The organism is Paractinoplanes maris, assembly GCF_023544465.1.
Classification (GTDB): Bacteria; Actinomycetota; Actinomycetes; order Mycobacteriales; family Micromonosporaceae; genus Actinoplanes; species Actinoplanes maris.
The window spans coordinates 72,452-95,524 of the sequence record NZ_JALPVL010000019.1; the positions used below are offsets into that span (position 1 = coordinate 72,452).

22 protein-coding genes are annotated in these 23,073 nt (G+C 71.6%); 13 read left to right on the forward strand and 9 right to left on the reverse strand.

The genetic code is table 11. The features are described 5' to 3' along the window. Window positions 1-4: 4 nt before the first annotated feature. Complete coding sequence (locus tag NAG42_RS42045; protein ID WP_250038127.1) at window positions 5-1,795, reverse strand: ATP-binding protein; 1,791 nt, start codon at window positions 1,793-1,795, stop codon at window positions 5-7. Window positions 1,796-1,987: 192 nt separating this feature from the next. Between NAG42_RS42045 and NAG42_RS42050 the strand changes: the two genes are divergently transcribed. Further along, a complete protein-coding gene (locus tag NAG42_RS42050; RefSeq protein WP_250038128.1) occupies window positions 1,988-3,301 on the forward strand; it encodes a CU044_5270 family protein in 1,314 nt (437 codons plus the stop codon). Here NAG42_RS42050 and NAG42_RS42055 read toward each other — a convergent pair. After that, entirely contained in the window at window positions 3,289-4,068 is a 780-nt protein-coding gene (locus NAG42_RS42055; RefSeq protein ID WP_250038199.1) for a pyrimidine reductase family protein, read from the reverse strand. The genes NAG42_RS42050 and NAG42_RS42055 overlap by 13 nt on opposite strands. A gap of 202 nt (window positions 4,069-4,270) precedes the next feature. On the opposite strand from NAG42_RS42055, the gene NAG42_RS42060 reads away from it, so the two are divergent. Together NAG42_RS42060 and NAG42_RS42065 are read left to right on the forward strand one after the other, a co-directional pair. Continuing rightward, on the forward strand, window positions 4,271-4,975 hold the full coding sequence (locus NAG42_RS42060; protein ID WP_250038129.1) for an ACT domain-containing protein: 705 nt from the start codon (window positions 4,271-4,273) through the stop codon (window positions 4,973-4,975). 105 nt (window positions 4,976-5,080) lie between these two features. Next, window positions 5,081-6,130, forward strand: a complete 1,050-nt coding sequence (locus NAG42_RS42065; protein ID WP_250038130.1) for a GNAT family N-acetyltransferase — start codon at window positions 5,081-5,083, stop codon at window positions 6,128-6,130. Here NAG42_RS42065 and bsaP read toward each other — a convergent pair. Continuing rightward, complete coding sequence (gene bsaP, locus NAG42_RS42070; protein WP_250038131.1) at window positions 6,127-6,303, reverse strand: biotin synthase auxiliary protein BsaP; 177 nt, start codon at window positions 6,301-6,303, stop codon at window positions 6,127-6,129. The genes NAG42_RS42065 and bsaP overlap by 4 nt on opposite strands. Beyond that, window positions 6,303-7,298 (reverse strand): biotin synthase BioB, encoded by a 996-nt coding sequence (bioB, locus tag NAG42_RS42075; RefSeq protein ID WP_250038132.1) that lies wholly within the window; start codon window positions 7,296-7,298, stop codon window positions 6,303-6,305. The genes bsaP and bioB overlap by 1 nt, the downstream gene beginning before the upstream one ends. Before the next feature lie 107 nt (window positions 7,299-7,405). Here bioB and NAG42_RS42080 point away from each other — a divergent pair, with 107 nt between their 5' ends. Next, entirely contained in the window at window positions 7,406-8,557 is a 1,152-nt protein-coding gene (locus tag NAG42_RS42080) for an 8-amino-7-oxononanoate synthase (RefSeq protein WP_250038133.1), read from the forward strand. A gap of 1,151 nt (window positions 8,558-9,708) precedes the next feature. Continuing rightward, window positions 9,709-10,422 (forward strand): dethiobiotin synthase, encoded by a 714-nt coding sequence (gene bioD / locus NAG42_RS42085; protein WP_250038200.1) that lies wholly within the window; start codon window positions 9,709-9,711, stop codon window positions 10,420-10,422. A 515-nt stretch (window positions 10,423-10,937) separates the two neighbouring features. Here bioD and NAG42_RS42090 read toward each other — a convergent pair. Together NAG42_RS42090 and NAG42_RS42095 are read right to left on the reverse strand one after the other, a co-directional pair. Beyond that, window positions 10,938-13,154 (reverse strand): glycoside hydrolase family 65 protein, encoded by a 2,217-nt coding sequence (locus NAG42_RS42090; protein ID WP_250038134.1) that lies wholly within the window; start codon window positions 13,152-13,154, stop codon window positions 10,938-10,940. Beyond that, window positions 13,147-13,983, reverse strand: a complete 837-nt coding sequence (locus NAG42_RS42095; protein ID WP_250038135.1) for a PfkB family carbohydrate kinase — start codon at window positions 13,981-13,983, stop codon at window positions 13,147-13,149. The genes NAG42_RS42090 and NAG42_RS42095 overlap by 8 nt, the downstream gene beginning before the upstream one ends. A gap of 152 nt (window positions 13,984-14,135) precedes the next feature. Between NAG42_RS42095 and NAG42_RS42100 the strand changes: the two genes are divergently transcribed. The 6 genes from NAG42_RS42100 (at window position 14,136) to NAG42_RS42125 (ending at window position 18,317) form a co-directional block, all read left to right on the forward strand. Beyond that, entirely contained in the window at window positions 14,136-14,714 is a 579-nt protein-coding gene (locus tag NAG42_RS42100) for a GAF domain-containing protein (RefSeq protein WP_250038136.1), read from the forward strand. Window positions 14,715-14,748: 34 nt separating this feature from the next. Then, window positions 14,749-15,651 (forward strand): diacylglycerol/lipid kinase family protein, encoded by a 903-nt coding sequence (locus tag NAG42_RS42105; RefSeq protein WP_250038137.1) that lies wholly within the window; start codon window positions 14,749-14,751, stop codon window positions 15,649-15,651. A 45-nt stretch (window positions 15,652-15,696) separates the two neighbouring features. Next, window positions 15,697-16,341, forward strand: coding sequence for a class I SAM-dependent methyltransferase (locus NAG42_RS42110; protein ID WP_250038138.1), 645 nt, complete (start codon window positions 15,697-15,699; stop codon window positions 16,339-16,341). A gap of 136 nt (window positions 16,342-16,477) precedes the next feature. Next, a complete protein-coding gene (locus tag NAG42_RS42115; RefSeq protein WP_250038139.1) occupies window positions 16,478-16,717 on the forward strand; it encodes a hypothetical protein in 240 nt (79 codons plus the stop codon). Next, a complete protein-coding gene (locus tag NAG42_RS42120; RefSeq protein ID WP_250038140.1) occupies window positions 16,717-17,943 on the forward strand; it encodes an MFS transporter in 1,227 nt (408 codons plus the stop codon). The genes NAG42_RS42115 and NAG42_RS42120 overlap by 1 nt, the downstream gene beginning before the upstream one ends. 134 nt (window positions 17,944-18,077) lie before the next feature. Further along, a complete protein-coding gene (locus tag NAG42_RS42125; RefSeq protein WP_250038141.1) occupies window positions 18,078-18,317 on the forward strand; it encodes a hypothetical protein in 240 nt (79 codons plus the stop codon). Window positions 18,318-18,397: 80 nt separating this feature from the next. Here NAG42_RS42125 and NAG42_RS42130 read toward each other — a convergent pair whose 3' ends face one another. From NAG42_RS42130 to NAG42_RS42140, 3 genes are read right to left on the reverse strand one after another with little or no spacing between them, the layout of a single operon-like run. Then, complete coding sequence (locus NAG42_RS42130; RefSeq protein WP_250038142.1) at window positions 18,398-19,066, reverse strand: glycosyltransferase family 2 protein; 669 nt, start codon at window positions 19,064-19,066, stop codon at window positions 18,398-18,400. An 8-nt stretch (window positions 19,067-19,074) separates the two neighbouring features. After that, complete coding sequence (locus tag NAG42_RS42135; protein WP_250038143.1) at window positions 19,075-19,665, reverse strand: YdcF family protein; 591 nt, start codon at window positions 19,663-19,665, stop codon at window positions 19,075-19,077. Continuing rightward, on the reverse strand, window positions 19,647-20,750 hold the full coding sequence (locus NAG42_RS42140; protein WP_250038144.1) for an MBL fold metallo-hydrolase: 1,104 nt from the start codon (window positions 20,748-20,750) through the stop codon (window positions 19,647-19,649). The genes NAG42_RS42135 and NAG42_RS42140 overlap by 19 nt, the downstream gene beginning before the upstream one ends. Window positions 20,751-20,817: 67 nt before the next feature. On the opposite strand from NAG42_RS42140, the gene NAG42_RS42145 reads away from it, so the two are divergent. Then, entirely contained in the window at window positions 20,818-21,396 is a 579-nt protein-coding gene (locus tag NAG42_RS42145) for an LURP-one-related family protein (protein ID WP_250038145.1), read from the forward strand. Window positions 21,397-21,406: 10 nt separating this feature from the next. Then, window positions 21,407-22,852 carry a deoxyguanosinetriphosphate triphosphohydrolase family protein gene (locus NAG42_RS42150; protein ID WP_250038146.1) on the forward strand — a complete coding sequence of 482 codons (1,446 nt, stop codon included), beginning with the start codon at window positions 21,407-21,409 and terminating at the stop codon, window positions 22,850-22,852. Window positions 22,853-23,073 lie beyond the last annotated feature (221 nt).

Below are 23,073 nucleotides of genomic sequence, written 5' to 3' on the forward strand. Positions count from 1 at the left end.
GACCTCAGAACGGGATGTCGTCGTCGGACGAACCGCCGCGGGTGCCCACGACGGCGAACGGGTCGGCGCCCTGGACGATCGATTTCATCGTCTCGGCGGGCGGCGGGCCGGACTCGGACTTGCGGGTGGCCCAGGCCGGGAACGGGAACTCCACACAGAGCGGCACCGGGATGTCGGGCTGGTTGACGAACATGGTGCCCGGCCGGGCCAGCAGGGCGCGCTGACGCATGGCCGGCGGGAGGAAACCGTACTCCGGGCGGGCCGCCTCGGCCGGGTCGAGCCGGCCGACCACTCGGATCGCCGAGTTGGTCACGATGCGGCGCTCGACCTCGCTCGCGGTCTGCTGGGCACCGATCAGGATGACCCCGAGCGACCGCCCACGCTCGGCGATGTCGAGCAGCACCTCCTTGATCGGCGAGGTGCCCTCGCGCGGGGCGTACTTGTTGAGCTCGTCGAGCACGACGAAGAGCAGCGGGCGGCCGGTGCCGGCCTTCTCCTTCTCCTCGAACTCGGTCTTGAGCGTCACACCGACCACGAACCGCTGGGCGCGGTCCGGCAGGTTGTGCAGGTCGACCACGGTGACCTGGGCCGACTCGGCCGTCTTGATCTGGTGGGGCCGGCGCTGGGCCAGGTCGCCGCGGATCAGCCGGGCCAGGTCGCGCTTGCTGCCGATCAGGCGGCGGGCGAACGCGTTGACCGTGCCCATGTTGATCGCGCTGCCGGCCCAGGTGGAGCGGGTCTCGTCATCGGTGAGCTGCTCGACGATGTGGTCGACCAGATCCCCGTACGAGCCGATGCGCCGGCCGTCGATGCTGATGCCACCCTCGGCCGGCACGGCGTAGCGGTTGAGGTGGGCGGTCACCGAGTGGACGACCATCGTGTACTGCTGGCGCTCGTCGTCGGCGTCGGCGAACACGTACGGCAGCAGGCGCTTGTCGCAGAATTCCTCGAGCGTCCAATAGAACGCGTCGACCCCGGTGAGCCGGCTGCTGACATCGGGCGAGCCGGACGAGTCGCCCGCCCGGGGCGGGGCATAGACCCGTACGTCGGAGAAGGGGGTCGCCGGCAGCTCGAGCAGCTTGTAATTGGCCCGGGTGGGCTCGTCGAGCTTGGTGTTGGGGTGGTCGAGGAAGAGCAGGTCCTCACCCTTGACGTTGAAGATCAGCGCGCGGGCGTTGGCGCCGTCGGCCCCGAGCTGGCCCGAGCGGAAGACCGAGTAGAGCAGGAAGGTCGCGAAGCTGGTCTTGGTGGCCACGCCGGAGATGCCGGAGATCGACACGTGGGCGCCGCGGGTGCCGTCGAGGAAGTCGGCGTTGAGGAAGACCGGCACGCCGTCGCGGCCGGTGCCCATCGGGATGCGCCGCTCCATGCGGTCGAAGTGCAGCGCGGCGTCGCGGGCCTCACCGGTCGCCCGGTGGACGATCGCGCCCGGGGCGGGCGGCACGTAGAGCTCGGGGTCGACCCGGGTGGTGGTGATCTCGGCCGCCTCCTGCACCAGGGCGGGCAACGTGCCCTCGGCGATGGCGAAGACGTCCGAGTCGAACTGGGCGCCCTCGTGCCGCGCCCGCACCTGGGTCACCACGCCGGCGATCGTGACCGGTTCGCGGTCGGGCAGATCGCGCTTGGTGACCACGACATCATCGAGCTGCAGGTAGCTGCCCGGGGTCACGGCCGTCCAGAACTGCAGCGGCGTGGCATCGGCAGTGCCGAGCACGCGGCCGACGGGGTCATCGCCCGATTTGTCATTTTGTTTTCCGCCGCGGGGAAGCACAGCATCGTCTGACACGCCGATCATCGTGCACCAGGGGTACGACAGAACCCACACCAGGCGTCTGTTGGCACGCGTTGTCCACAACTTCTGGTGGTCATACACAGAGTTATCCACAAGATCTTGCCGAGGCGACGGAGGCGCGCCCACAAACGAACCGATGTGAGCCGATCGGCCAAAGGCAGAGTGACGCCCCTCCACCCATGCGAAAGGGCCCGCATGAGACCCACGGCCACCAGGCCCGCACTCACCGACGGCGACCTCATGCGGCTCTCGACCACCGACCCCGAAGCGTTCGGTGCCGTGTTCGACCGGCACGCCGCGGCGATCCACCGCTACCTCTCCCGGCGGGCCGGCACCACACCGGCCGACGACCTCACGGCCGAGACGTTCCTCACCGCGTTCACGAGCCGGGCGACGTACGACCTGAGCCGGCCCGACGCCCTGCCGTGGCTCTACGGCATAGCGGCCAACCTGCTCCGCGGCCACCAGCGATCCGAGATCCGGCAGTACCGCGCGCTGGCCCGCACCGGCGTCGACCCCGCCCTGGCCGGCCCGGAGGACAGCGTGCCGGCCCAAGTCACCGCGGCCGAGCACGTCCGGGCCCTGGCCGGCGCGCTGGCCCGGCTCACCGCCGGCGAACGCGAGGTGCTGACCCTGGTGAGCCAGGCCCAGCTCAGCTATCCCGAGGTGGCCGAGGCGCTCGACATCCCGATCGGCACCGTCCGCTCCCGCTTGCACAGCGCCCGCAAGCGCATCCGCTCCGCCCTCCCCGCCTTCGCGGCGACCCTGACGGCGGTGGTTGCGGCGGTTGTGGTGCTCGTGCCGGTCCGCCGCCCGGACCCCGGCCCCGGGGCGGCCCAGGTGCTACGCCTGGCCGCTGCCGAGGCCCGCCGGTCTCCGGACCTGGCGGCGAGGCCCGATCAATTCGTCTACGCCCACAGCCGAGTCGCCCGAGGCGTGGTCACGCAGGATGCCGGGTCGGGCGCGGCGGTCTATCTGCCACCGGTGGAGCAGGACCGCCGGATCTGGGTGTCGGTCGACGGCAGCCGGGACGGCCTCGTGCGGCAAGGCGGCACGCCCGACACGCCGCTGCCCGGGTCCGAGGCCGGCCGCGCCTATGAGAGCCGGCTGCCGACCGAGCCGGTTGCCATGCGCGATTGGCTCTATCGCGACCCGACCGGCGGCAGCGGCGACGATGTGCGGGCTTTCGACACGGTGGCCGACACGCTGCGGGAGCAGTACGTGTCACCGGCGTCGGTGGCGGCGATGTTCGAGGCGGCGGCGACCATCCCGGGCACGGAAGTGGTCCGCCAGGCCGACCTGGCCGGCCGCCGGGGCATCGCCGTCTCCCGCACCGGCGACGACGGTCTCCGGCACGACCTGATCTTCGATTCCGGCACCTACCGCTTCCTCGGCGAGCGCCAGGTCGCCACCACCGGCGAGACCTCGCCTTATCCGAAGGGCGCGGTGATCGGATGGACCGCGTTGCTGCAGGTAGCGGTCGTCGACGAGGCCGGTCAGGTGCCCTGACGGGTGTAGCGGAGGAAAAGCATGTTCTCGAGCGTCAGGACGTGACGCAGGGACATCGGCCGCGGATCGGTGACGGCTCCGGACGAGATGCGGCCGGGGCCGCCGCCGACCAGCAGCGGTGAGACCGTCAGGCACAGCTCGTCGACCAGATCGGCGTCGAGCAGGGCGCCGAACAACTGCGGGCCGCCCTCGGAGAGCAACTGGGTCGCGCCCCGGGCGTGCAGCTCGCGGACCGCCGCGGCGCAGTCGACCTGGTCGTCACCGGCCACGATCACGTCGGCCACTCCGGTCAGGGCCGAGGGGTCGGCGCGGGTCGTCGTCACCACGATCGGGCGGATCGGCGCGTCCGAGAAGACCAGCTGGTCCGGGTCGAGGTTGAGCGAGCCCGAGACGATCACCATCAGCGGGAACTCGGGCAGACCGTGGGCCAGCCGCCATTCGCGCGCGGCGGGGGTCAGGCGCAACGCGTCGTAGTTCTCCGCCCGTACGGTCCCGGCAGCGACCACCAACGCGTCGCAGACCATCCGCAGCGAGTCGAAGATCTCTTTGTCGCCCGGGCCGTGCAGGCCCCCGGAGAGCCCGTCGACGGTGACCGCGCCGTCGGCACTGGCGATGAAGTTGACCCGCAGCGTAGGGGCCGGATTTCGCGGATACAGCTCGACCAGGCCATCGGCCGAGGACGGCCACGCGGGGAACCCGGTCACGGGCCGGGCGGCCCGGTCACCGGCGGGATCGGCTCGACGGGCCGGTGCTGGCAGTCGCACCAGGAACCGCCGCGGCATTTGTCGTGCCGCCGCTCCCGGCAGGCCTCACAGATCACGGCTTGACCATACCGCTCGTACGCTGGTGTGATCCCCGACATACGCGGGTGCCGGACACGGCGCCGCAACCCCGGCGAAACGCCGAATTGGCAGGCTGGACGCCTACGGGGACGGTTCGCCGTGCCGTCCGCAGATCGGGAGGAGTCGCATGTTGCTGCGGGTTCGAGTCACCCTGCCCGACCGTCCGGGCGCGCTGGGTCAGGTGGCTCGCACGCTGGGCGTCGCCGGAGCCGACATCGTGCAGGTGGTCGTGCTGGAACGCCTCGGCGGCCGGGCCGTCGACGATTTCTCCGTCGTGTGGCCGGGCGCGGCCCGGGTCGAGCGACTGCTCGCCGGTCTCGCCGCGATCCCCGGGGTGCAGGTCGACGGCGTGTGGAAGGCGATCGGCGCCCCCGTCTCCGGTGGCCACGACGCCGAGCTGCTGGCCCAGGTCGCCGCGAACCCGGCCGACGGCCTGGCCACGCTGGTCGACGCGGTGCCCGGCCTGCTCGCCGCCGACTGGGCGGCCGCCGCGTTCGTGCCGGCCGACTGGGCCGCGCGGGCCGACGCTCCCCGGACGCTCGATTCCGAGCCCACCATCGCCTATGCGAGCTGGCGGGCCCCGACCCCGCTGCAGCTGCCCCAGATCACCCCACTGCGGGCGCGGCCCCTGATCGGCCCCGAGAGCACGCGTTACGCGATCGCCCCGTTCGGCCGGGCCGGGCTGGTGCTCGTGGTGGCCCGTACGGATGAGGACGAACTGCCCGCGGCCGCCTTCCACATCACCGAGGTCGACCGGGTGGCCCAGCTGGTCCGCGCGGCCGCGGTGATCCTGGGCGACCGCCTGGACGCCGCCGTGCCGTCCGCCCTGTGATTCGACTCTCTGTGAATTCCCAGCTCAAGCAATGTCTGCTTAACAGCGGCGGTGGAGGATTGAAGACGGCAAAGCTGTAGGTGACTCGCCGAAAGGAGTGCCTTCATGGCGCTGTGGCGGATCCGGGCCACGGTCGACGACCGACCGGGCTATCTTTCCGTTCTGACCGCAAGCCTCGCCCTGCGGTCGGTCAACATTCTCGCTGTCCAGGTGCACACGACCGAGGCCGGCGCGGTCGACGACTTCCTCGTCGACGCGCCCGACTCGATGACCGAGACCGAGCTGCTCGGCGCGATCGCCAAGGGCCGCGGCCGTGACGCGTTCGTGGCCCGGGCCGAGGCGCAGGGCCTGGTCGACCAGCCGACCCGGGCGCTCGCGCTGGCCGGCCGGCTGGTGCACGAGCCCGACACGCTGGCCGAGGCGCTGGTCACCCTGCTCGACGCGACCGAGGTGCGCTGGCGTCCCGAGCCGCTGACCGGCCGCCCCGGCTACGACGCCGCGCGGATGACCCTGGCCGACCCGGCCGGCGGCGCGTTCGAGGTGCTGCGCTCGGTCCCGGCGTTCACCCCGGCTGAGTATGCGCGGGCGCAGGCCCTGGTCGAGCTGTCCGGCGCGATGCTGCGCCGGCACGACGAGCGGACGACGCTGCTGCTTCCCGACGGCGTCGAGGTGGTGCTCCGGACCGCGACGATGGACGACCTCGACGGCGTACGCGATCTGCATGCCCGCGGTTCCGCCGCCTCCCTGCAGCGCCGTTATCTGGGCAGTGGCATCCCCACCGACGCGCGGCTGGCCCGGCTGATCGAGCCGGTCGGCGGCGGCCGCACGCTGCTGGCCGTGGCCGGCGACCGCGTGGTGGCGATGGCCAACCTGCTGACCGAGGGTGACCTGGGCGAGGTGGCGATGCTGGTCGACGACGACTGGCAGCGCCGGGGCCTCGGCACGGCGATGCTGCGCCGGCTCTACGCGTACGCCGAGCAGGCTCACTTCTCGGCCCTGATCGCGCACACCGCGGCCGACAACGTGGCGATGCTCCGCACGCTGCGCCGGCTCGGCGGCGGGCCCATCGACCGCGACGGCACGCTGGTCAGCGTGACCCTGCCGATCGCCGGCCGCAGCCCAGCCGGTCAGGAGACCCCGGCCACCCTCGGCTAGGACGTACGGGTGCCGTGCTCCACACAGGTGGCGGTCCACCCGGTGGGCACGACCTGCACCTTCATCCGCCGGCGGCAGTCGGGGCAGTAGCGTGGCGGCTCCAGGGCGCGCGCCGCGTCACACCCGCGGTGGTCGCCCTGGGCGGCCGGCTCGCCGCACCGGTCGCAGAACATCAGATGGTGGCCGACAGGGCCTTGACCGGCATCTTCAGGTCCTGCAGCAGCTCGAGGTCGGCCGTGGCCGGGCGGCCCAGCGTCGTCAGGTAGTTGCCGACGATCACCGCGTTGATCCCGCCCAGGAGCCCGTCCCGCGTACCCAGGTCGCCCAGGGTGATCTCGCGGCCGCCGGCGAATCGCAGAATCGTGCGCGGCATCGCCAGCCGGAAGGCGGCGATGGCGCGCAACGCGTCCTTGCCCTCCACGACCGGCTGGTCGCCCAGCGGCGTGCCCGGCCGCGGGTTGAGGAAGTTCATCGGCACCTCGTGCGGGTCGAGCTGAGCCAGCTGGGCCGCGAACTCGGCCCGCTGAGCCAGCGACTCGCCCAGGCCCAGGATGCCGCCGCAGCAGACCTCCATGCCGGACTCGCGCACCATCTTGAGCGTGCCCCAGCGCTCCTCCCACGTGTGCGTGGTCACCACGTTGGGGAAGTGCGACTGGCAGGTCTCGAGGTTGTGGTTGTAGCGGTGCACACCCATCTCGACCAGGTCGTCGACCTGCTCCTGGCTGAGCATGCCGAGGCTGGCCGCGACCTGGATGTCGACCTCGGCCCGGATCGCCTTGACGCCCTCGCGCATCTGGTCCATCAGCCGCTTGTCGGGGCCCCGGACGGCGGCCACGATGCAGAACTCGGTCGCTCCGGTGGCCGCGGTCTGCTTGGCCGCCTCGACCAGGGACGGGATGTCGAGCCAGACCGAGCGCACCGGCGAGGCGAACAGGCCCGACTGCGAGCAGAAGTGACAGTCCTCGGGGCAGCCGCCGGTCTTGAGGGAGACGATGCCCTCGACCTCGACCTCGGGACCGCACCACTTCATCCGGACGTCATGGGCGAGCTGCAGCAGCTCCGGGAGATCGTCGTCCGGCGACCGCAGCACCTCGAGGATCTGCGCCTCGTCGAGGCCGACGCCGTCGGTGAGCACCTGGGCACGCGCCCGGTCGAGGATCTCTGACATGCCCCGCACCCTAACAAGGGCCGGGTCCGTTCTTGGGCGGTGGGACTGTCGGAGGTGGGTGGTAGTTTCCCATTCTCGTGATCGCCTTCGAGAGGGCTGGAGGTGTCGTGGCGAGCTGGTCGGAGTCGAGCTGGTCGGATTCGCTGGAGGTTCTGGCGGCGAGCCGGGCCAAGGCGGGGCTGACCCGTCGGTTGCGGCCCCGCTCGGCCGCCGACTCCGTCGTCGATCTGGCCGGCAACGACTATCTCGGCCTGGCCGCCCATCCAGCGGTGGTCGAGGCTTCCGCTCGGGCCCTTGCGGCGTACGGGCTGGGAGCGACCGGTTCGCGCCTGGTGCGCGGATCGACGTCGGCCCATGAGCTGCTCGAGTCCGACCTGGCGGCCTGGCTGGGCACGCCGGCGGCGCTCGTGTTCTCCTCGGGCTACCTGGCCAACCTGGCCGCCGTCCGCAGCCTCGCGGCGGTGTGTGACCTGATCGTCTCCGACGCCTGCAACCACGCCTCGCTGATCGACGGCTGCAAGATCTCGGGCGTCCGCACGGTGGTCGCGCCGCACAACTCGCCGGCCGGTGTGGCCGAGATCATCGACGCCCACCCCGATCAGCGGGCGCTGGTGGTCACCGAGTCGGTGTTCTCGGTCGACGGTGATCTGGCGCCGCTGGCCGAGCTTCACGAGGTGACCCACGCCCGCGGCGCGCTGCTGCTGGTCGACGACGCGCACGCGCTCGGCCTGCTCGGCCCGTCCGGCGCCGGCGGGGTGGCCGATGCCGGTCTGGCCGGCCGGCCCGACGTGATCGTCACCGCCACCCTGTCCAAGTCACTGGGCGGCGCGGGCGGCGTGGTCGCGGGCCCCGCCCAGTTCGTCCGGCACCTGATCGAGACCGGCCGCACGTTCATCTACGACACCGCGCTGCCGCCCGCGGTGGCCGCCGGCGTCCACGAGGCCCTCCGGATCGCCCGGTCCGCCGACGACCGCCGGGCCCTGCTGTCGGCACGCGCCGAGCTGACCGTCACCCGCCTGCGGGAGGCCGGCCTGGAGGTCTCGGCCCCCACCGCGGGCGTGCTGTCGGTGCTGGCGCCCGGCCCCGAGGCGGCGCTGGCCTGGGCCGAGGACTGCCGCGACCGCGGGGTGGCCGTCGGCTGCTTCCGCCCACCGTCCACCCCCGACGGCAGCTCCCGGCTGCGCCTGACCCTGAATGCGGGTGTCACCGACATCAACTTCGCCCGAGCCCTGGACGCCATCGTGGAGTGCGCCCCATGACCCGCCGAGACGCGGCCTCACCCCACCTCCACGAGGTCCTGGGCCGCCTCCCCCACGCCAATGTCGTCCTCACCGCCACTGCCAGGCTCTTCACCCTCAGCCCAGCGGCGGCCCCCCTCAACGCGCCGATCGACCGGCCCCTCACCACAGCGACTCCCCACGCTCTCGGATCCCTCACCACACCGCCGCTCCCGGCAACGCCTCACCAGCCCGCGGACGAACCTCACCTCGCGCTCCACACCTCCACGCCCCACCCGAGCGCCGGCCCGGCGATGCCCACTTACACACCTCTGTTCATGGACCGCCCCGAGTTCCCCCCTTCCGCAGACGACGCGGCGCCCCCCATTCACGCACCTCAGTTCGACGACTCAGCGCTCTTCGCCGCCGAACCACACCCCACCCCGACGCCTCACCCGACAAGCGGCACGACCTCCGCTCACACACCGCAGACCGTGGACCGACCCGAGTCCCCTGCTTCCGCAGACGACGCGGGGCTCTTCGCCCCCGAAACACTCCCCACCTCGACGACTCACCCGGTGAGCGGCACGACGACCTCCGCTCACACATCTCCGTCCGTGGACCGACCGCACGTCCCCGCTTCCCCAGACGACGCGGCAGTCTTCGTCCCCGCGCGTGATGTGCGACTGCCCAGGCATGTGGAGGACCGTGCGCTCCCGATCACGACCGGCGGTGCTGACGCGTCGTTGAGTTCCGCGCCCGTCTGGATCACCGGCTCGGCCACCGCCCCACCGGCGGAGCCCGCACCCCCGGTGGAGATTCCGCCTGGAGTCGTGCCGGTCTCTCCGTCGCCCGGTCACCCCGTGCCCGAGCCACTCGTGCCGGACAACCTGACGCCGATCTGCCCCGCACCCGGCCACCCAGTGCCGGATGCGCCGGCACCCATCTCCCCCGCGCCCGCGACACCCGCGCCCGCGACACCTGTGCCCGGTCATCCTCGGCCGGAGTCGCCTGTGTCTCCGGCGCCGGGAGTGCCCACTCCGGCGCCCGTGGGCCCCGGCCTCGGTGTCGATGACCTGCCCAGTGCGGATTCGCTCGGGGCGGAGATCTCGGCCGAGCTCGCTGCTCAAGCTCCGACGTCGGCGCAGCCCGCGCCGAGACGGCCGGAAACCGATGAGTGGCGTGGAGTCGTCCTGGTCACCGGCACCGACACCGAGGTCGGTAAGACCATCGTCACCGCCGCCGTGGCCGCGGCGGCGCAGGCGGCCGGTCTTCGCGTCGCGGTGATCAAGCCCGGCCAGACCGGCATCTCCACCGGTGAGCCCACCGACATCGAGGTCATCACCCGCCTGGCCGCCCCGGATACCACCCGCACGCTGGCCGAATATCCTGATCCGCTGGCGCCGCTGGCCGCCGCCACCGTGGCGTCGCTGCCGCCGCTGGATCTCTCCGAGGTGGTCGACGCCATCCGCGCCGAAGCCGACAAACACGACCTCGTGCTGGTCGAGGGCGCGGGCGGCCTGCTGGTCCCGATGGGCGTCCGACCCTCGGGCGAGTCCTGGACCGTCGCCGACCTGGCCACCACGCTGGGCATCAGCACGATCGTGGTGGCCCGGGCCGGTTTGGGCACGCTCAACCACACCGCCCTGACCCTGGAAGCCCTGGCCCGCCGCGGTGTCCCGGCGGGCGTGGTCATCGGCGCCTGGCCCGGTGACCCCGAACTCGTCCACTGGGCCAACCTCGGCGAACTCGTCCCCCACCTGATCGGCGCCCTCCCGGCCGGGGCGGGCCGGATGGATCCGGGTGTCTTCCGCCGCTCAGCACCGGGGTGGCTGACCCCCGCGCTCTACGGGGTCCTCGACAACTGGCGGGTTTGGGCCGAGGAGTTCGGCGAGGGCCACCACTGACGCCCGATCCCGTTTGTCCACAGACGACAGCGAACCGATGTACCTGTGGACAACAACACACCGGGCATGGCGGAAATTCGTAAAATCGGTCCGGTGACGCGACTCTCGGGACCACGCGGCAGTGGCGCGTGGCCGACGGTCGGCCGAGCGGTCGTGCAACGCCGGCACATCACACGGCACCCCAACGCCGCCCACCACACGATCCCCGCAAGGCCGGCCACCACACGGTCCCCCGAGGCCGGCGGTCACGCGGTCCCGCACCGCCGGCCACCACACGATCCCCGAGGCCAGCCGTCACGCGGTCCCGCACCGCCGGCCACCACACGATCCCCGAGGCCAGCCGTCACGCGGTCCCGCACCGCCGGCCACCACACGATCCCCGAGGCCAGCCGTCACGCGGTCCCGCACCGCCGGCCACCACACGATCCCCGAGGCCAGCCACCGCACGACCACGCAAGGCCGACCGCCACACGATCCCCGAGGCCGGCCACCATACGGGCCCGCGACGCCGGCCGTCACGCGGGTGGACTGTGGCGGCGTGGTGGGCGGGGTGACGGTGGGGCGGGGATGTCGCCGATCGGGTCGATGGCGAACGTCAGCTCCTCGCCCGCCTGCACCTGCACCTCTTTGCCCTCGTGGCGGAAGGTGACATCGCCGTCGGCGGTGTAGGTGACGGCGTCGCGCTTCACCGTGACTGTCAGCGTGGCGCCGCGCCAGTGCAGGCGGAAAGCCAGCCGCTGCAGGCCCGGTGGCAGCCTCGGGCCGAACGACAGGCGGCCCTCGTGGTCGCGCATGCCGCCGAACCCCATCACCAGCGCGATCCAGCCGCCGGCGCAGGCCGCGATGTGCAGACCGTCGCCGCCCGACTCGCCGCCGCCGCGCAGGTCGAGCAACGCGGCCTCGGCCAGGTAGTCGTGGGCCAGTGACAAATGGCCCAGCTCGGCCGCCAGCACCGCCTGGATCGGCGCCGACAGTGACGAGTCGCGGACGGTCCGGGCCTCGTAGTACGCGAAGTTGCGACGTTTCTCGTCGGCCGTGAACGCATCCCCCCGCACCATCATCGCCAGCACCAGATCGGCCTGCTTCACGACCTGTTTGCGATACAGGTTGAGGTAGTGGTGACCCAGCATCAGCGGGTACTCGTTGTCGGTGAAATCCCACTCGGGCAACCGGGTGAAACCGGCCGCCTGCTCGTGGACGTCGCGGCCCTCGGCGTACGGGATGCTCAAGCTGTCGGCCAGGCGCCCGGCCTCGTCGTCGAGCCCGGCCGCCCGCAGGGTTCGCTGGGCCATCAGGTTGGTGTAGATGTTGTCGTCCATCAGGGCCGTGTATTCGTCGGGGCCGGTCACGCCCGCGATGTGAGCCACGCCTTCATCGTCGAAGTAGGCGACCGACTTCCACAGCTTCGCCGTCTCGGTGAGGATCTCGTGGCCGGCCTCCCGCATGAATTCCTCGTCGCCGGTGGCCGCTTCGTAACGCAGCACCGCGTCGGCGATGTCCGCGTTGACGTGCAGCGCCGCCGTGCCCGCGGGCCAGTATCCGGAGCACTCCGGGCCGCTGATCGTCCGCCACGGGAAAGCCGCGCCGTCCAGTCCCAGCTCGCGGGCCCGGTCGCGGGCGTCGCCGAGCGTGCTGTGCCGCCACTTCAGCGCGGGGCCGACGCAGCCGGGATGGGTGTAGGTGAGGGCCCGCAACACGTAGGTCTCGGTGTCCCAGAGCGTGTGCCCGTCGTACCCGTTGCCGGTCAGGCCCTTGGCCGGGATCGGATGCGGGCCGGCCTGGGCGCCCGCCTGCAGCACGTGGAACAGTCCGAAGCGGACCGCCTGCTGGATGTCCGGGTCGCCGTCGACCTCGACGTCCGCGCCCGCCCAGAAATCGTCGAGATACTCCCGTTGCTCGGCCGCCAGCACGTCGAAGCCGTCCCGGGCGGCCGCGTCGCGATCGGCCACGACCTCGTCGGCTGCGGGCCAGCGGTAGGCCAGGAACTTCTCGAAGGTGATCTCGCCACGGGCGGTGGACGTCCAGCGGATCAGCTCGGGCTCCGCCGAGACCTCGCCGGGAGCGCCGGTGTGGGTGACCGCGGCCGCGACGGTCAGACCGCTGCGCCGGGTGCGGAGCACGAGGACGTCGTCGTTGTGCGACACCGGGGCGAACGGGTCCTGGATGATGGCGCTGGCCCGCGGGTCGTCCTCCCGCGGCGGCGGCAGGTCCTCGTCGACCACCAGATCCGACTCCACCCGCAACTCGGCCTCGGCGCGCACGGAGTAACGAACAGCCGCCACCGAGGGACGGCGGAACGAGACCAGCCGCTCGGTGCGCAGCCACACCGGCACCCCGGCCGGCGAGACCCATTCGACTTCCCGGGTCAGCGTGCCGGCCCGCAGGTCGAGCACCCGCTCGTGGCTGCGCACTTCGCCCGTACGCAGATCGAAGCTCTCGCCGTCGACGAAGAGCGCGATCCGCTTGCCGTTGGGCCCGTTCACGATCGTCTGCGTGACCTCGGGGAACCCGAAGCCCTCCTCGGGGTACTGCAGGTCCCGCTCCTCGAACAGCGAGTTGAGGAAGGTGCCGGGCATGCCCCCGCAGTGCGGCTCCTCGAGGTTGGCCCGCAGGCCGATGTGCCCGTTGGCCAGTGCGAAGACCGACTCGCCCTGGAGCAGCGCGCCGTCCTGTTCGTCCGGGGCGCCGATCTCCCGGACGATCCATGGCTCGGCCGGTCCGATTTCAGACATCGCTCAACTCCGGTCGTCCGCTCACCCGGGTGACAGTGGCGCCCGAGGCCGCCGTTGCCTTGCGCGCCGCTTCCTCGTACGACGCACCGGCCAGCAGCGCGGCGGTCAGCCCGGCCACGAACGCGTCCCCGCCGCCGGTGGTGTCGACCACCTCGGCATCGATCAATGGGATCTTGACCCGGCCGCCCCGCCACACGAACAGGTTGCCGTCGTCCTGGGCCAGCGCGAGCAGCTTGGGGCCGAGCTCGAGCACGTCCTCGCCGAGACCGCCGGCCTCCTTCTCGTCGGCGCGCACGACATCGGCGTACGAGAGAAGGGTCTTGTCCTTGATCTGGCCGTCGAGCACCACCAGCTTGCCGGCCTCGTGGCCGATCCGGGCCGCGGCCAGCGTCGCCGCCTCCGGCTGCTGCAACTGCACGAGGACGGCGTCCGCCCCGGCGATGACCTGCCGGGCGCGCCGCACATCAGCCGCGGTTAGCAGCACCGACGGCGGCAGGTGCTCGACGTAGCGGTAATGGCCGCCCGGCTCCAGGAGCTCCACGATCAGCCCGGTCAGCGTGTCCGGGCGGCGGATCACCGGGCGGACGTCGATGCCGTCCCGCCGGGCCTGGGCCAGCAGCACATCGCCGATGACGTCGTCACCGGCGACCGCGACCAGCGACGGGCGCACGCCGAGCTGGGCCAGCGCCACGGCTTGATTGGCACCTTTGCCGCCCAGCTGCTCGTGGCGGCTGCCGGCGGCGCCCGAACTGCCAGGATCGGGCAGGCGATCAACGGTGAGGACGAGGTCACGGGCCAGCTGCCCGATCACGGCGGCGGTAGGAGTCACGCGTCCCCATGTACCCACGACTGACAGTTTGTGCGACATTCGCACCTGAGGCTTCACTGAGAGTGCGATTCGCCCATCGAGAGCATTGCAGGACACCGATGCCCTTTCTAGGCTCTCCTGGACCATGCCGAACGTGAGGGGGATCACCGACCATGACCAACAGCAATCCGGTCTCATCGAACGCGTACGAATATCTGGACAACGTCGGTCCGGAGGAGCAGGCGCGGCTCGAGGCCGTCCGCCGCTACCGGCTGGTCGACCAGCCGGTCGAGGACGCGTACGACCGGATCGCGTTCGTGGCGGGGGCGATCTTCAACACTCCGATCGCGACGGTGTCGCTCGTCGAGCAGGACAGGGTGTGGCTCGCCGCCTGTCAGGGACTGGTCGGGGTCCGCGAAGTGGGCAAGGAGCCGGGGCTGTGCGCGTCGGTCATCGCCCAGGACGACGTCTACGTGATCAACAACGCGGCCGTCGACCCGCGGACACTGGAACACCCGCTCGTCCGCGGTGACCTGGGGCTCCGCTTCTATGCGGCGGCACCGATCCGCACCCACGACGGTTACCGCCTGGGGACGGTCAACGTGATCGACAACAGGCCGCGGGAGGCGACGGCCCGGCAGCTCCAGGCACTCGAGCACCTGGCCTCGATGGTCTCCGACGAGCTGGAGCTGCGGCTCATGGTGATCCGCAGCGCGGCGGCCGAGCAGCGGATGCGCGAAACGGTGAGCTGATTACGATTCCGGCGGTTCGGGTAGTGCGCAGCGCATGCGTACCCCTCGCAAGATCGCCGTTGTCGCGCACCAGAAAAAGACGCTGGGCGGCGGCCTGGACGAGCTCCGCCGCCGCCTGACCGATGCCGAGGTCGAGGACCTGGACTGGTATGAGGTGCCCAAGAGCAAGAAGGCGCCCAAGGCGGTGCGGTCGGCCCTCGAGGGGAAACCGGACCGTCTGATCGTCTGGGGCGGCGACGGGATGGTGCAGCGCTCGCTCGACGTGGTGGCGCGGTCCGGCACGAAGGTGCCGGTGGGCATCATCCCGGCCGGCACCGGGAACCTGCTGGCCACAAACCTGGGCATCCCGACGTCGTCGCTCGAGGACGCGGTCGAGGTCGCGTTGCACGGCGTGGACAAGGCCATCGATCTGGGCAAACTCGACGGTGAGCACTTCGGCGTGATGGCCGGCATCGGGTTCGACGGGGCGATGATCCAGGACGCGGACCGCGGGCTCAAGGATCGGCTGGGCAAGCTGGCGTACGTGTGGGCCGGGTTGCGGCACGTGAACGGCGAGGCGGCCACGGCGTCGATCACCATCGACGGGACCACGTGGTTCGAGGACGAGGCCAGCTGTGTGCTGATCGGGAACGTCAGCAAGATCACGGGTGGGATCCGGGCCTTCGACGACGCCAAGCCGGACGACGGCTGGCTGGACGTGGGAGTGGCCACCGCCCAGGGTGCCCTGCAATGGGCCCGGGCGCTGGGGACCATGGCCGTGGGGCGCAGTGACAGCTCGCCGTTCGTCCGGACCACCCGGGCCCGGCGGGTGGACGTGAAGCTCGAGTCCAAGATGGAGTACGAGCTGGACGGCGGCGCCCGCAGCAAGACGAAGTCGTTCTCGGCGAAGGTCGTTCCCGCAGCGGTGAAGATCTGCGTCCCGGCGTCGGAGTCATAGGTAACGCTCTCGCACGCCGCGGGTGAACCGATAGCGTGCGGGGCCATGGATGAGCCGACCGAGGAACTACGCCGGGCGCACGACGTGCTGGCCGACTTCTATGTGGAACGTCTGAACGGGCTCCTGGAGTCGATGCCGATCGAGCGCGCGATGCTCGACCTGTTCAGCGGCTTGACGCTCGCCGCCGGGCTGGGGGCCGAGGTGGCGGACGTCGGCTGCGGGACCGGCCGGCTCGAACCGTATCTGGCCTCCCGCGGACTGTCCCCGCGCGGCGTCGACCTCTCGCCCGGGATGGTCGAGGTCGCCCGGCGCGACCACCCGGCGTTCCCGTTCGAGGTGGCCGACCTGCGCGACCTGCCGTTTCCCGCGGCCTCGCTGGCCGGCGTGGTGTGCTGGTATTCGCTGATCTTCCTGGCCCCGCCGGATCGGCCGGTGGCATTCGCCGAGCTGGCACGGGTCCTGCGGCCGGGCGGTCACCTGGTGACCGCGTTCAAGGACGGCGACGGTGAGCATCGGCGCAGCGGGCGGTCCGCCGGCCTGGGGGTGGAGTTCGACTCCTACTGGCTGTCCACCCGGCAGATGCTGGACCTGGCGGGCGGCGCGGGCTTCGACGTGGTGTTCCAAGGCAGCCGCCCCCCGGAGGACGGTGAGTCCTGCCCACAGGGCTATCTGCTGCTCCGCAAGGCTTGAGAGGTCTGATCACTGGGCAGACCCGGATCTGGGCACGGGGCGGGAACGGTGGTGGCGGGCGGCTCACCAGCGCACGACCCTCGACCCGGGCGTCGGGCGGGCGGCGGACGGGGCCGCCGAGGGATATCTGCGGGCTGTGGCGGCGGCGGACTCGCAGCGGGTGGAAGCCGCGATCACCGACCTGGCGGTGCTGCCGGAGCGGTGGCAGGACGCGTTCTACCTGGCCACCGAGCAACCGCGGCTCTCGCCTCGGCAAGCTGTCGAGCTCAGCCGGCGGTTCAAGGAGCTGGTCGACGAGTACGCCGCGGCGGCCGGCGATGACGCGGAGCGGGTCAGCGTGCAGTGGCAGGTTCTCCCGATGGTGGAGCGCGACTGATGCGTCCGCTGCCGGGGCTGCTGGTGGCTGAGGGGGTGTCGCTGGCCGGCAGTCACGTGGCGACGGTCGCGGTGCCGTGGCTGGTGCTGGTCACGACCGGCTCGGCCACCCGGGTCGGGGTGGTGGCGCTCGCGCAGACGTTGCCGTTTGTGCTGGCGGGGATGCTCGGGGGTGCGCTGGTCGACCGTACGGGTCCGCGGCGGGTCGCCATCGCCGCCGATGTGGGCAGTGTGGTGGCGGTGGGGGCCATCCCGCTGTTGCATCTGCTCGGGGAGCTGACGTTCGGGCGGCTGGTGGCGGCGGTGGCGATCGCCGGGGCGGTCAGCGGATGCGGCAACATCGCCAAGCGGGCCCTGCTTCCGCTCGCGGTGGAGGCTTCGGGAACGCCGATGGCGCGCGCCACGGCACTGTTCGACGGCTTCGGACGGGCGGCGCTGCTGGTCGGGCTGCCGTTGGGTGGTGTTCTGGTCGCGGCGTTCGGGCCGGCCGCGGTGCTGGTGGTCGACGCGGCCTCGTTCGCCTTCTGCGCCGCCACGGTGGCGGCCACGGTCCGCATCCGGCCCGTGCAGGCCGACGATGACGCTGCCACTCCGGCCGGCCAAACCGGCGACGGGGTGGCGGCCGGCTTCGCGTTCGTCCGGCAAGATCGGCTGGTCGTCATGGTGGTGGGGATGCTGTTCTTCACCAACCTGGCCGATCAGGCGTACATGGCGGTCTTCCTGCCGGTCTGGGTGCGCGAGACGGGTGCCGGGCCGGCGGCTTTCGGTCTGGTCGGCGGAGTTTTCGGGCTCGGGGCCGTGCTCGGCGCGGCCGTCTACGCGGTGCTGGCCGAGCGGCTCCCGCGTGCTTCGACCTTTGTGGTGTGCTTTTTGATCGCCGGGTCGCCGCGTCTGTTCGCCATGGCTCTGAGTGATGAGCTGTGGCTGATCGTCGGCGTGGCGTTCGGGGCCGGGGTGGCGGTCTCGGCGGTCAACCCGATCCTGATGGCGGTCAGCTACGAACGCATTCCGGCCCGGCTGCGCGGGCGCGTGCTCGGGGTGGTCGGCGCTCTCTCGTACGCGGGGATTCCGGCCGGTGGGTTGCTCGGCGGGCTGTCGGTGGATGGAGCCGGGCTACGGACGGCCGTTCTGGGAGCCGGCCTGCTCTACCTGGTGGTGACTACGGCTCCGCTGTTCGCCGTCCGGCGTCTCAGCGCCGCCGTGCGAAAGCCGGTGACAGTCGGATAGGCGACAGGAGACTTCGTTCCCGTGAGCGCCCTATTCTGCGGTATTCGCCCACATATCCCCTGGATCGAGTCGGCCATCGCCCCCACACTGGCGATCACCATCCGGCACCGCTACGCATCTCCAGGGGGTTCGCCATGCCGTTCCACCCGAGTTCCGCAGTGAGCGTCGCATTTCTGGTGACCGCGGCGGCCGTCATCGTCGCCGGCTACCACCTCGGCCGCGGTCGCTCTTCCTTTTGGCGTGGCCGGCCAGAGATCCGCCGCTCGCCGAGGGCCACCCGTCCGAACGCGTGGATCCCGACCGCCCGGATCATGACTGCGTTGTTGCTGCTCCTCATCGCGATGTTCGCAGCGGCTTACAGCGCCGGCAACTGAAAGCACGGCCCACACCGCCCGCAGCTAAGACCTCACCGCGACGGCAGCCGACAAGCCGCCGGCAGTGAACAGCCGCAGCCCTACAAAGAGAACCGGTCGACGATCGCGAAGCGCAGCAGCGCCCGATAGACCCGCGCCGCGTCGCTCACCGAACCGAAGTGCGAGGAAGCGTTCCCGTTCAGATAGGTGGTCGCGATCTCGACCTGCTCGATCGGATGGCCGGCCCGGGTAGCTGCCAGCAGCACATTCATCTCGTACTCGAAGCGCTCGCCCGCCACCTCGCCCAGCCACGGCAGCAACGAGGCCGGACAGCCGCGCAGCCCGGTCTGGGTGTCCCGCACCCACTGGCCGGTCGCGGCCCGGAACAGCTCGCGGGTGATCGCGTTGCCCACCCGCGAGCGGGGCGGCATCCGCCGGACCCGGCGCACGCCCAGCACCAGGTGACCGGTCTCGCGGACCCGGGCGCCGATCCGCACGATGTCCTCCGCGCTGTGCTGCCCGTCGCCGTCGGCGCAGATCACCGGCTCGCCGGGGTGGGCGGCCGCGATGTGCGCGAACCCCGTACGCAGCGCCGCGCCCTTGCCCCGGTTCACCTCATGCCGCAGAACCGTGCACCCGGGCACGGAGACCGGGGTCGAGGAGCCGTCGTCGACCAGGACGATCGAGCCCGAAGGATCGGCTTCACGCACATCCGCGACCAGCCGGGACAACCCGGCACCCGGCTGATAAACCGGCACAAGAAACACCATGGCCGCTGCTATACCCCGCGGCGCAACATCGTTACCATTCGTCGCTCGCGCCGCAGCAGCACCGCCGGATCACGCACGCCCAGGAAGCAGACGCGGGATGCCGCCCGGACGCCGTACTCGAACAGACCACCGCGCGGCAGGCCGGCCGCCGGCACGTTGATCAGCGCGTCGCCCCGCAGGCCCAGGACCTTGCCCGCCAGGAACCGGGCCCGCGGCAGATGCCAGGCGTGGGTGACCAGCCCGAGCGGCCGGGCCGGGCCCAGCCCCAAGCCGTCGAGCAGCCCGTCCGCCTGCACGTGCAACAGGTTCTCGAGCGTGCTGCGCGACCGGCTCTCGACGCGGGCGACACCGGGATCGAGCCCGAGGCCGACGGCGGCACCGCGCATCAGGTCGGCCTCGCGGCAACCCGGCGGCGGTTCGGCGGCACCCGAGCGGGCCTGCTCCCAGCCCCCGGAGAACACCACCCTCTCCACGTACGGATAGGAGACCGCAGCCCGCACCCGGGCCAGACTCCCGGCCGAGAGGGCGAAGCCCGACGGCGCCGGGACCAGGCCGTTGCCGAGGACCAGGAGCGCGGCCGCTACGCGATCTGCTGCCACCAGCCGTCCACCGCGGGCGGGTTGTCGACGTCGACGCGCTCGCCCGGGCGCGGGACAGCCAGCCGGACGTCGCGGGCCTTGGCCTCCCGCCACGTGCGGTCGGCCGGCTCGGGCCAGTCGTGCAGGGCCAGGTTGAAGGTCGCCCAGTGCACCGGGATCATCAGGCCGCCGCGGACGTCGACGTGGGTGGCCACGCCGTCCTCCGGGAACATGTGGATGTCGGGCCAGTTCTCGCTGTACGCGCCGATCTGCACCAGCGTGACGTCGAACGGCCCGTGCCGCTCACCGACCTCGGCGAAGCCGGGGAAGTAGCCGGTGTCGCCCGAGTAGAAGACCTTGCGGGTCGGCCCGTTGATGACCCAGCTCGTCCAGAGCGTGCCGTCCCGGTCGAACCCACGCCCGCTGAAGTGCCGGGCCGCGGTCGCGATGAACTCGAGGCCGGCCACCCGGTGGGTGTCGTTCCAGTCCAGCTCGACGATGCGGCTGGCCGGCACACCCCAGCGCTCCAGGTGGGCGCCCACTCCCAGCGGCACCAGGAACGGCACGGCCTGCAGGTCGACCAGATTCTGGATGGTCTGCATGTCCAGGTGGTCGTAGTGGTCGTGCGAGATCAGCACGGCGTCGAGCGGGGGCAGGTCGCGCAGCGCCACCGGCGGCTCGTGCAGGCGCTTGGGACCGGAGACGCTCGACGGCGAGCAGCGCTCACTCCACACCGGGTCGAGCAGCACCCGCTTGCCCTCGATCTCGACCATGGCCGAGGAGTGGCCGTACCAGGTGACGTGCAGGCCGTCGGCGGTGGCGCCCGGGTCGGGGGTGACCAGCGGGATCGGCAGGCGCGGGTGGCGGCGTCCTCGGTCGCGCAGGGTCTCGGCGAAAATCTTGGGCATCGACGAGGCGGCCAGCATCGTGGCCGGGACGGTGTTGTGGAACTTGCCGTCGGCGAACTGCGGTGACGCCTGCATGCGCGCGAGCCGCTCACCCTTGGCCTTCGCGCCCATCTGACGCGGGATGTCCCGCGCCACCCACGCCACGCCTGCCGCCACAGCCAGCGCAATCAATGATCCGGTACGTCCTCGCTTCGCCATCCGACCAGTCTGACCGCACCGGCTGGGGTCCCGCCACCGGATGACAGGTGTGACACACTGCTCAGCCGTGACTGTCGACACCCTTCAGACCCAGCAGCAGCTGATCATCCGTCAGCGCGTCAAGCTGATGGTCAACCAATACGAGATCCACGCCGTCACCCCCGACGGCCAGGAGGCCGGCATCCTCGCCTTCGCGCAGCAGAAGCGCATGGCGTTCAAGGAGCAGGTCACCCTCTACACCGACGACACCAAGCAGGTGCCGGTCTTCGGCTTCAAGGCCCGCCAGCGCATCGACCTCGGCGCGACCTACGACGTGACCGACGCCAGCGGCGCCCCGATCGGCCTGTTCAAGAAGAACTTCAAGGAATCGCTGATCCGCTCCACCTGGCACCTGGAGCAGCCCGGCTTCGGCACGCTGGTCGGCCGCGAGACCAACCAGCTGGTGGCGATCCTGCGCCGCTTCGTCGACTCGCTGTCCTGGCTGCCCTACCACTTCGACTTCGTCCTGGACGACCGCCCGGTCTTCTCGGTCGTCAAGAAGTGGGGCCTGCGCGACCGCTACGTCGTCACGATCCACGACCCGCGGGTCGACCGTCGCCTGGTCGCGGCCATGTCCGTCGCGCTGGACGCGCTCCAGGCCCGGTAATCTCCCGGGGATGGACGATCCCCGGGCTCAGCGCCTCTTCGGCGATCGGCTGGTCGCCCCCGGCGACCTCGCCGCCAGCCCGTTCCGCGTCGACCGCGACCGCATCGTCGCGTCGCCGTTCTTCGCCCGGCTCGCCGGCGTCACCCAGGTGATCAGTCCTGGCGGCGCCGGCCTGCTGGTGCACAACCGGATGACCCACAGCCTCAAGGTCGCCCAGGTGGCCCGGGCCATCGCCGAGCGCGTCGATCACGACCTGGCCGACAAACTGGGCGGCTGCGACCCCGACGTGGTCGAGGCGGCTGCCCTGGCCCACGACCTCGGCCACCCGCCCTTCGGCCACCTCGGCGAGCGCGTGCTCGACCGGGTCGCCCGCCAGCGGCTCCGGCTCAGCGACGGCTTCGAGGGCAACGCCCAGTCGTACCGGATAGTCACCAGCACCGAGAGCCGCGGCCAGGCCATCATCGGGCTCAACCTGACCAACGCCGTCCGGGCGGCGATCCTCAAATACCCGTGGACCCGCCGCGACCCGCAGCGCTTCATGGACCCGGCGCCGCGCGGAGCCGCCCCGCCGCCCGACGACCCCGAGGGCGGCTCGCTCAAGTTCGGCGCCTACTCGACCGAGGCCGGCGACATGCGCGCCGCCCGGGCCCCGTTCGCGGGCCGGGTCGCCGACTGGCAGCAGACCGTCGAGGCCTCGGTCATGGACACCGCCGACGACATCGCCTACGCGATCCACGACCTCGAGGACGTGCACCGGGTCGGCGTCCTCCAGCAGGGCGCGGTCGCCACCGAGCTGATGGCCTGGCAACGCTGGGGCCGGTCGACCGACCTGACCCGAGCCGGCGGCGCCATCGAGTCGCTACGCCGTCAGCTGCACCGCAAGGACGGCTGGATGGCCGACGACGACGCCTTCTCGGCCGCCGTCGAGCTGGTCCGGGCCGAGCTGGTCGACGGCTTGCTGGCCCGCCCCTTCGACGGCTCCCTCGACGCCGAATCCCAGGTCGCGGCGTTCTCCGCCACCTGGACCCGGCGCCTGGTCGAATCGGTCGAGACGATCGCCGACCCGGCCGTCCGCTCCGGCCATGTGCAACTCGCCACAGCCCAGTGGCACGAGGTGCAGATCCTCAAGTTCGTCCAGAACCGTTTCGTCCTGGCCCGCCCCGACCTGGCCCTGCACCAGCGGGGCCAGGGCCGCCTGGTCGCCTCCCTGGTCGACGCCCTGATGGCCTGGCTGGTCGACCCCGACGAGGAGGAGCGCATCCCGAGCCGCCTCCGCGACCTGGTCGAACTGGCCGAAGCCGAACTGCCCGCCGGCACTCCCGAGCGCATCGACCGGGCCCGGGGCCGCGCGGTCGTCGACTTCGTGGCCGGCCTGACCGACAACCAGGCGGTGGGGTTGATGCAGGCCCTCTCCGGCAAAAGCCGCCAACTCTGGACAGACGCGTTCGTTCTGTAGGCCGGAGAAAGTTCGGCGGATGTCGTCTTGTCAGGCGATCAAGGTCAAGAGCTGGATGTCGTAGCGGGGTGGTGGGTGCAGACCGTCGCTCACGCCGAGGGCCCGGCCGAGCCGAGCAGGGCGCTGCGCGCCCAGAACGCCCGGCGCGACCGGGCGGCGTGCGTGAGTGGTCGCGCTCCGAAGGACCGATCGCCGACCTCGACGCCTCCACTGGCGGCATC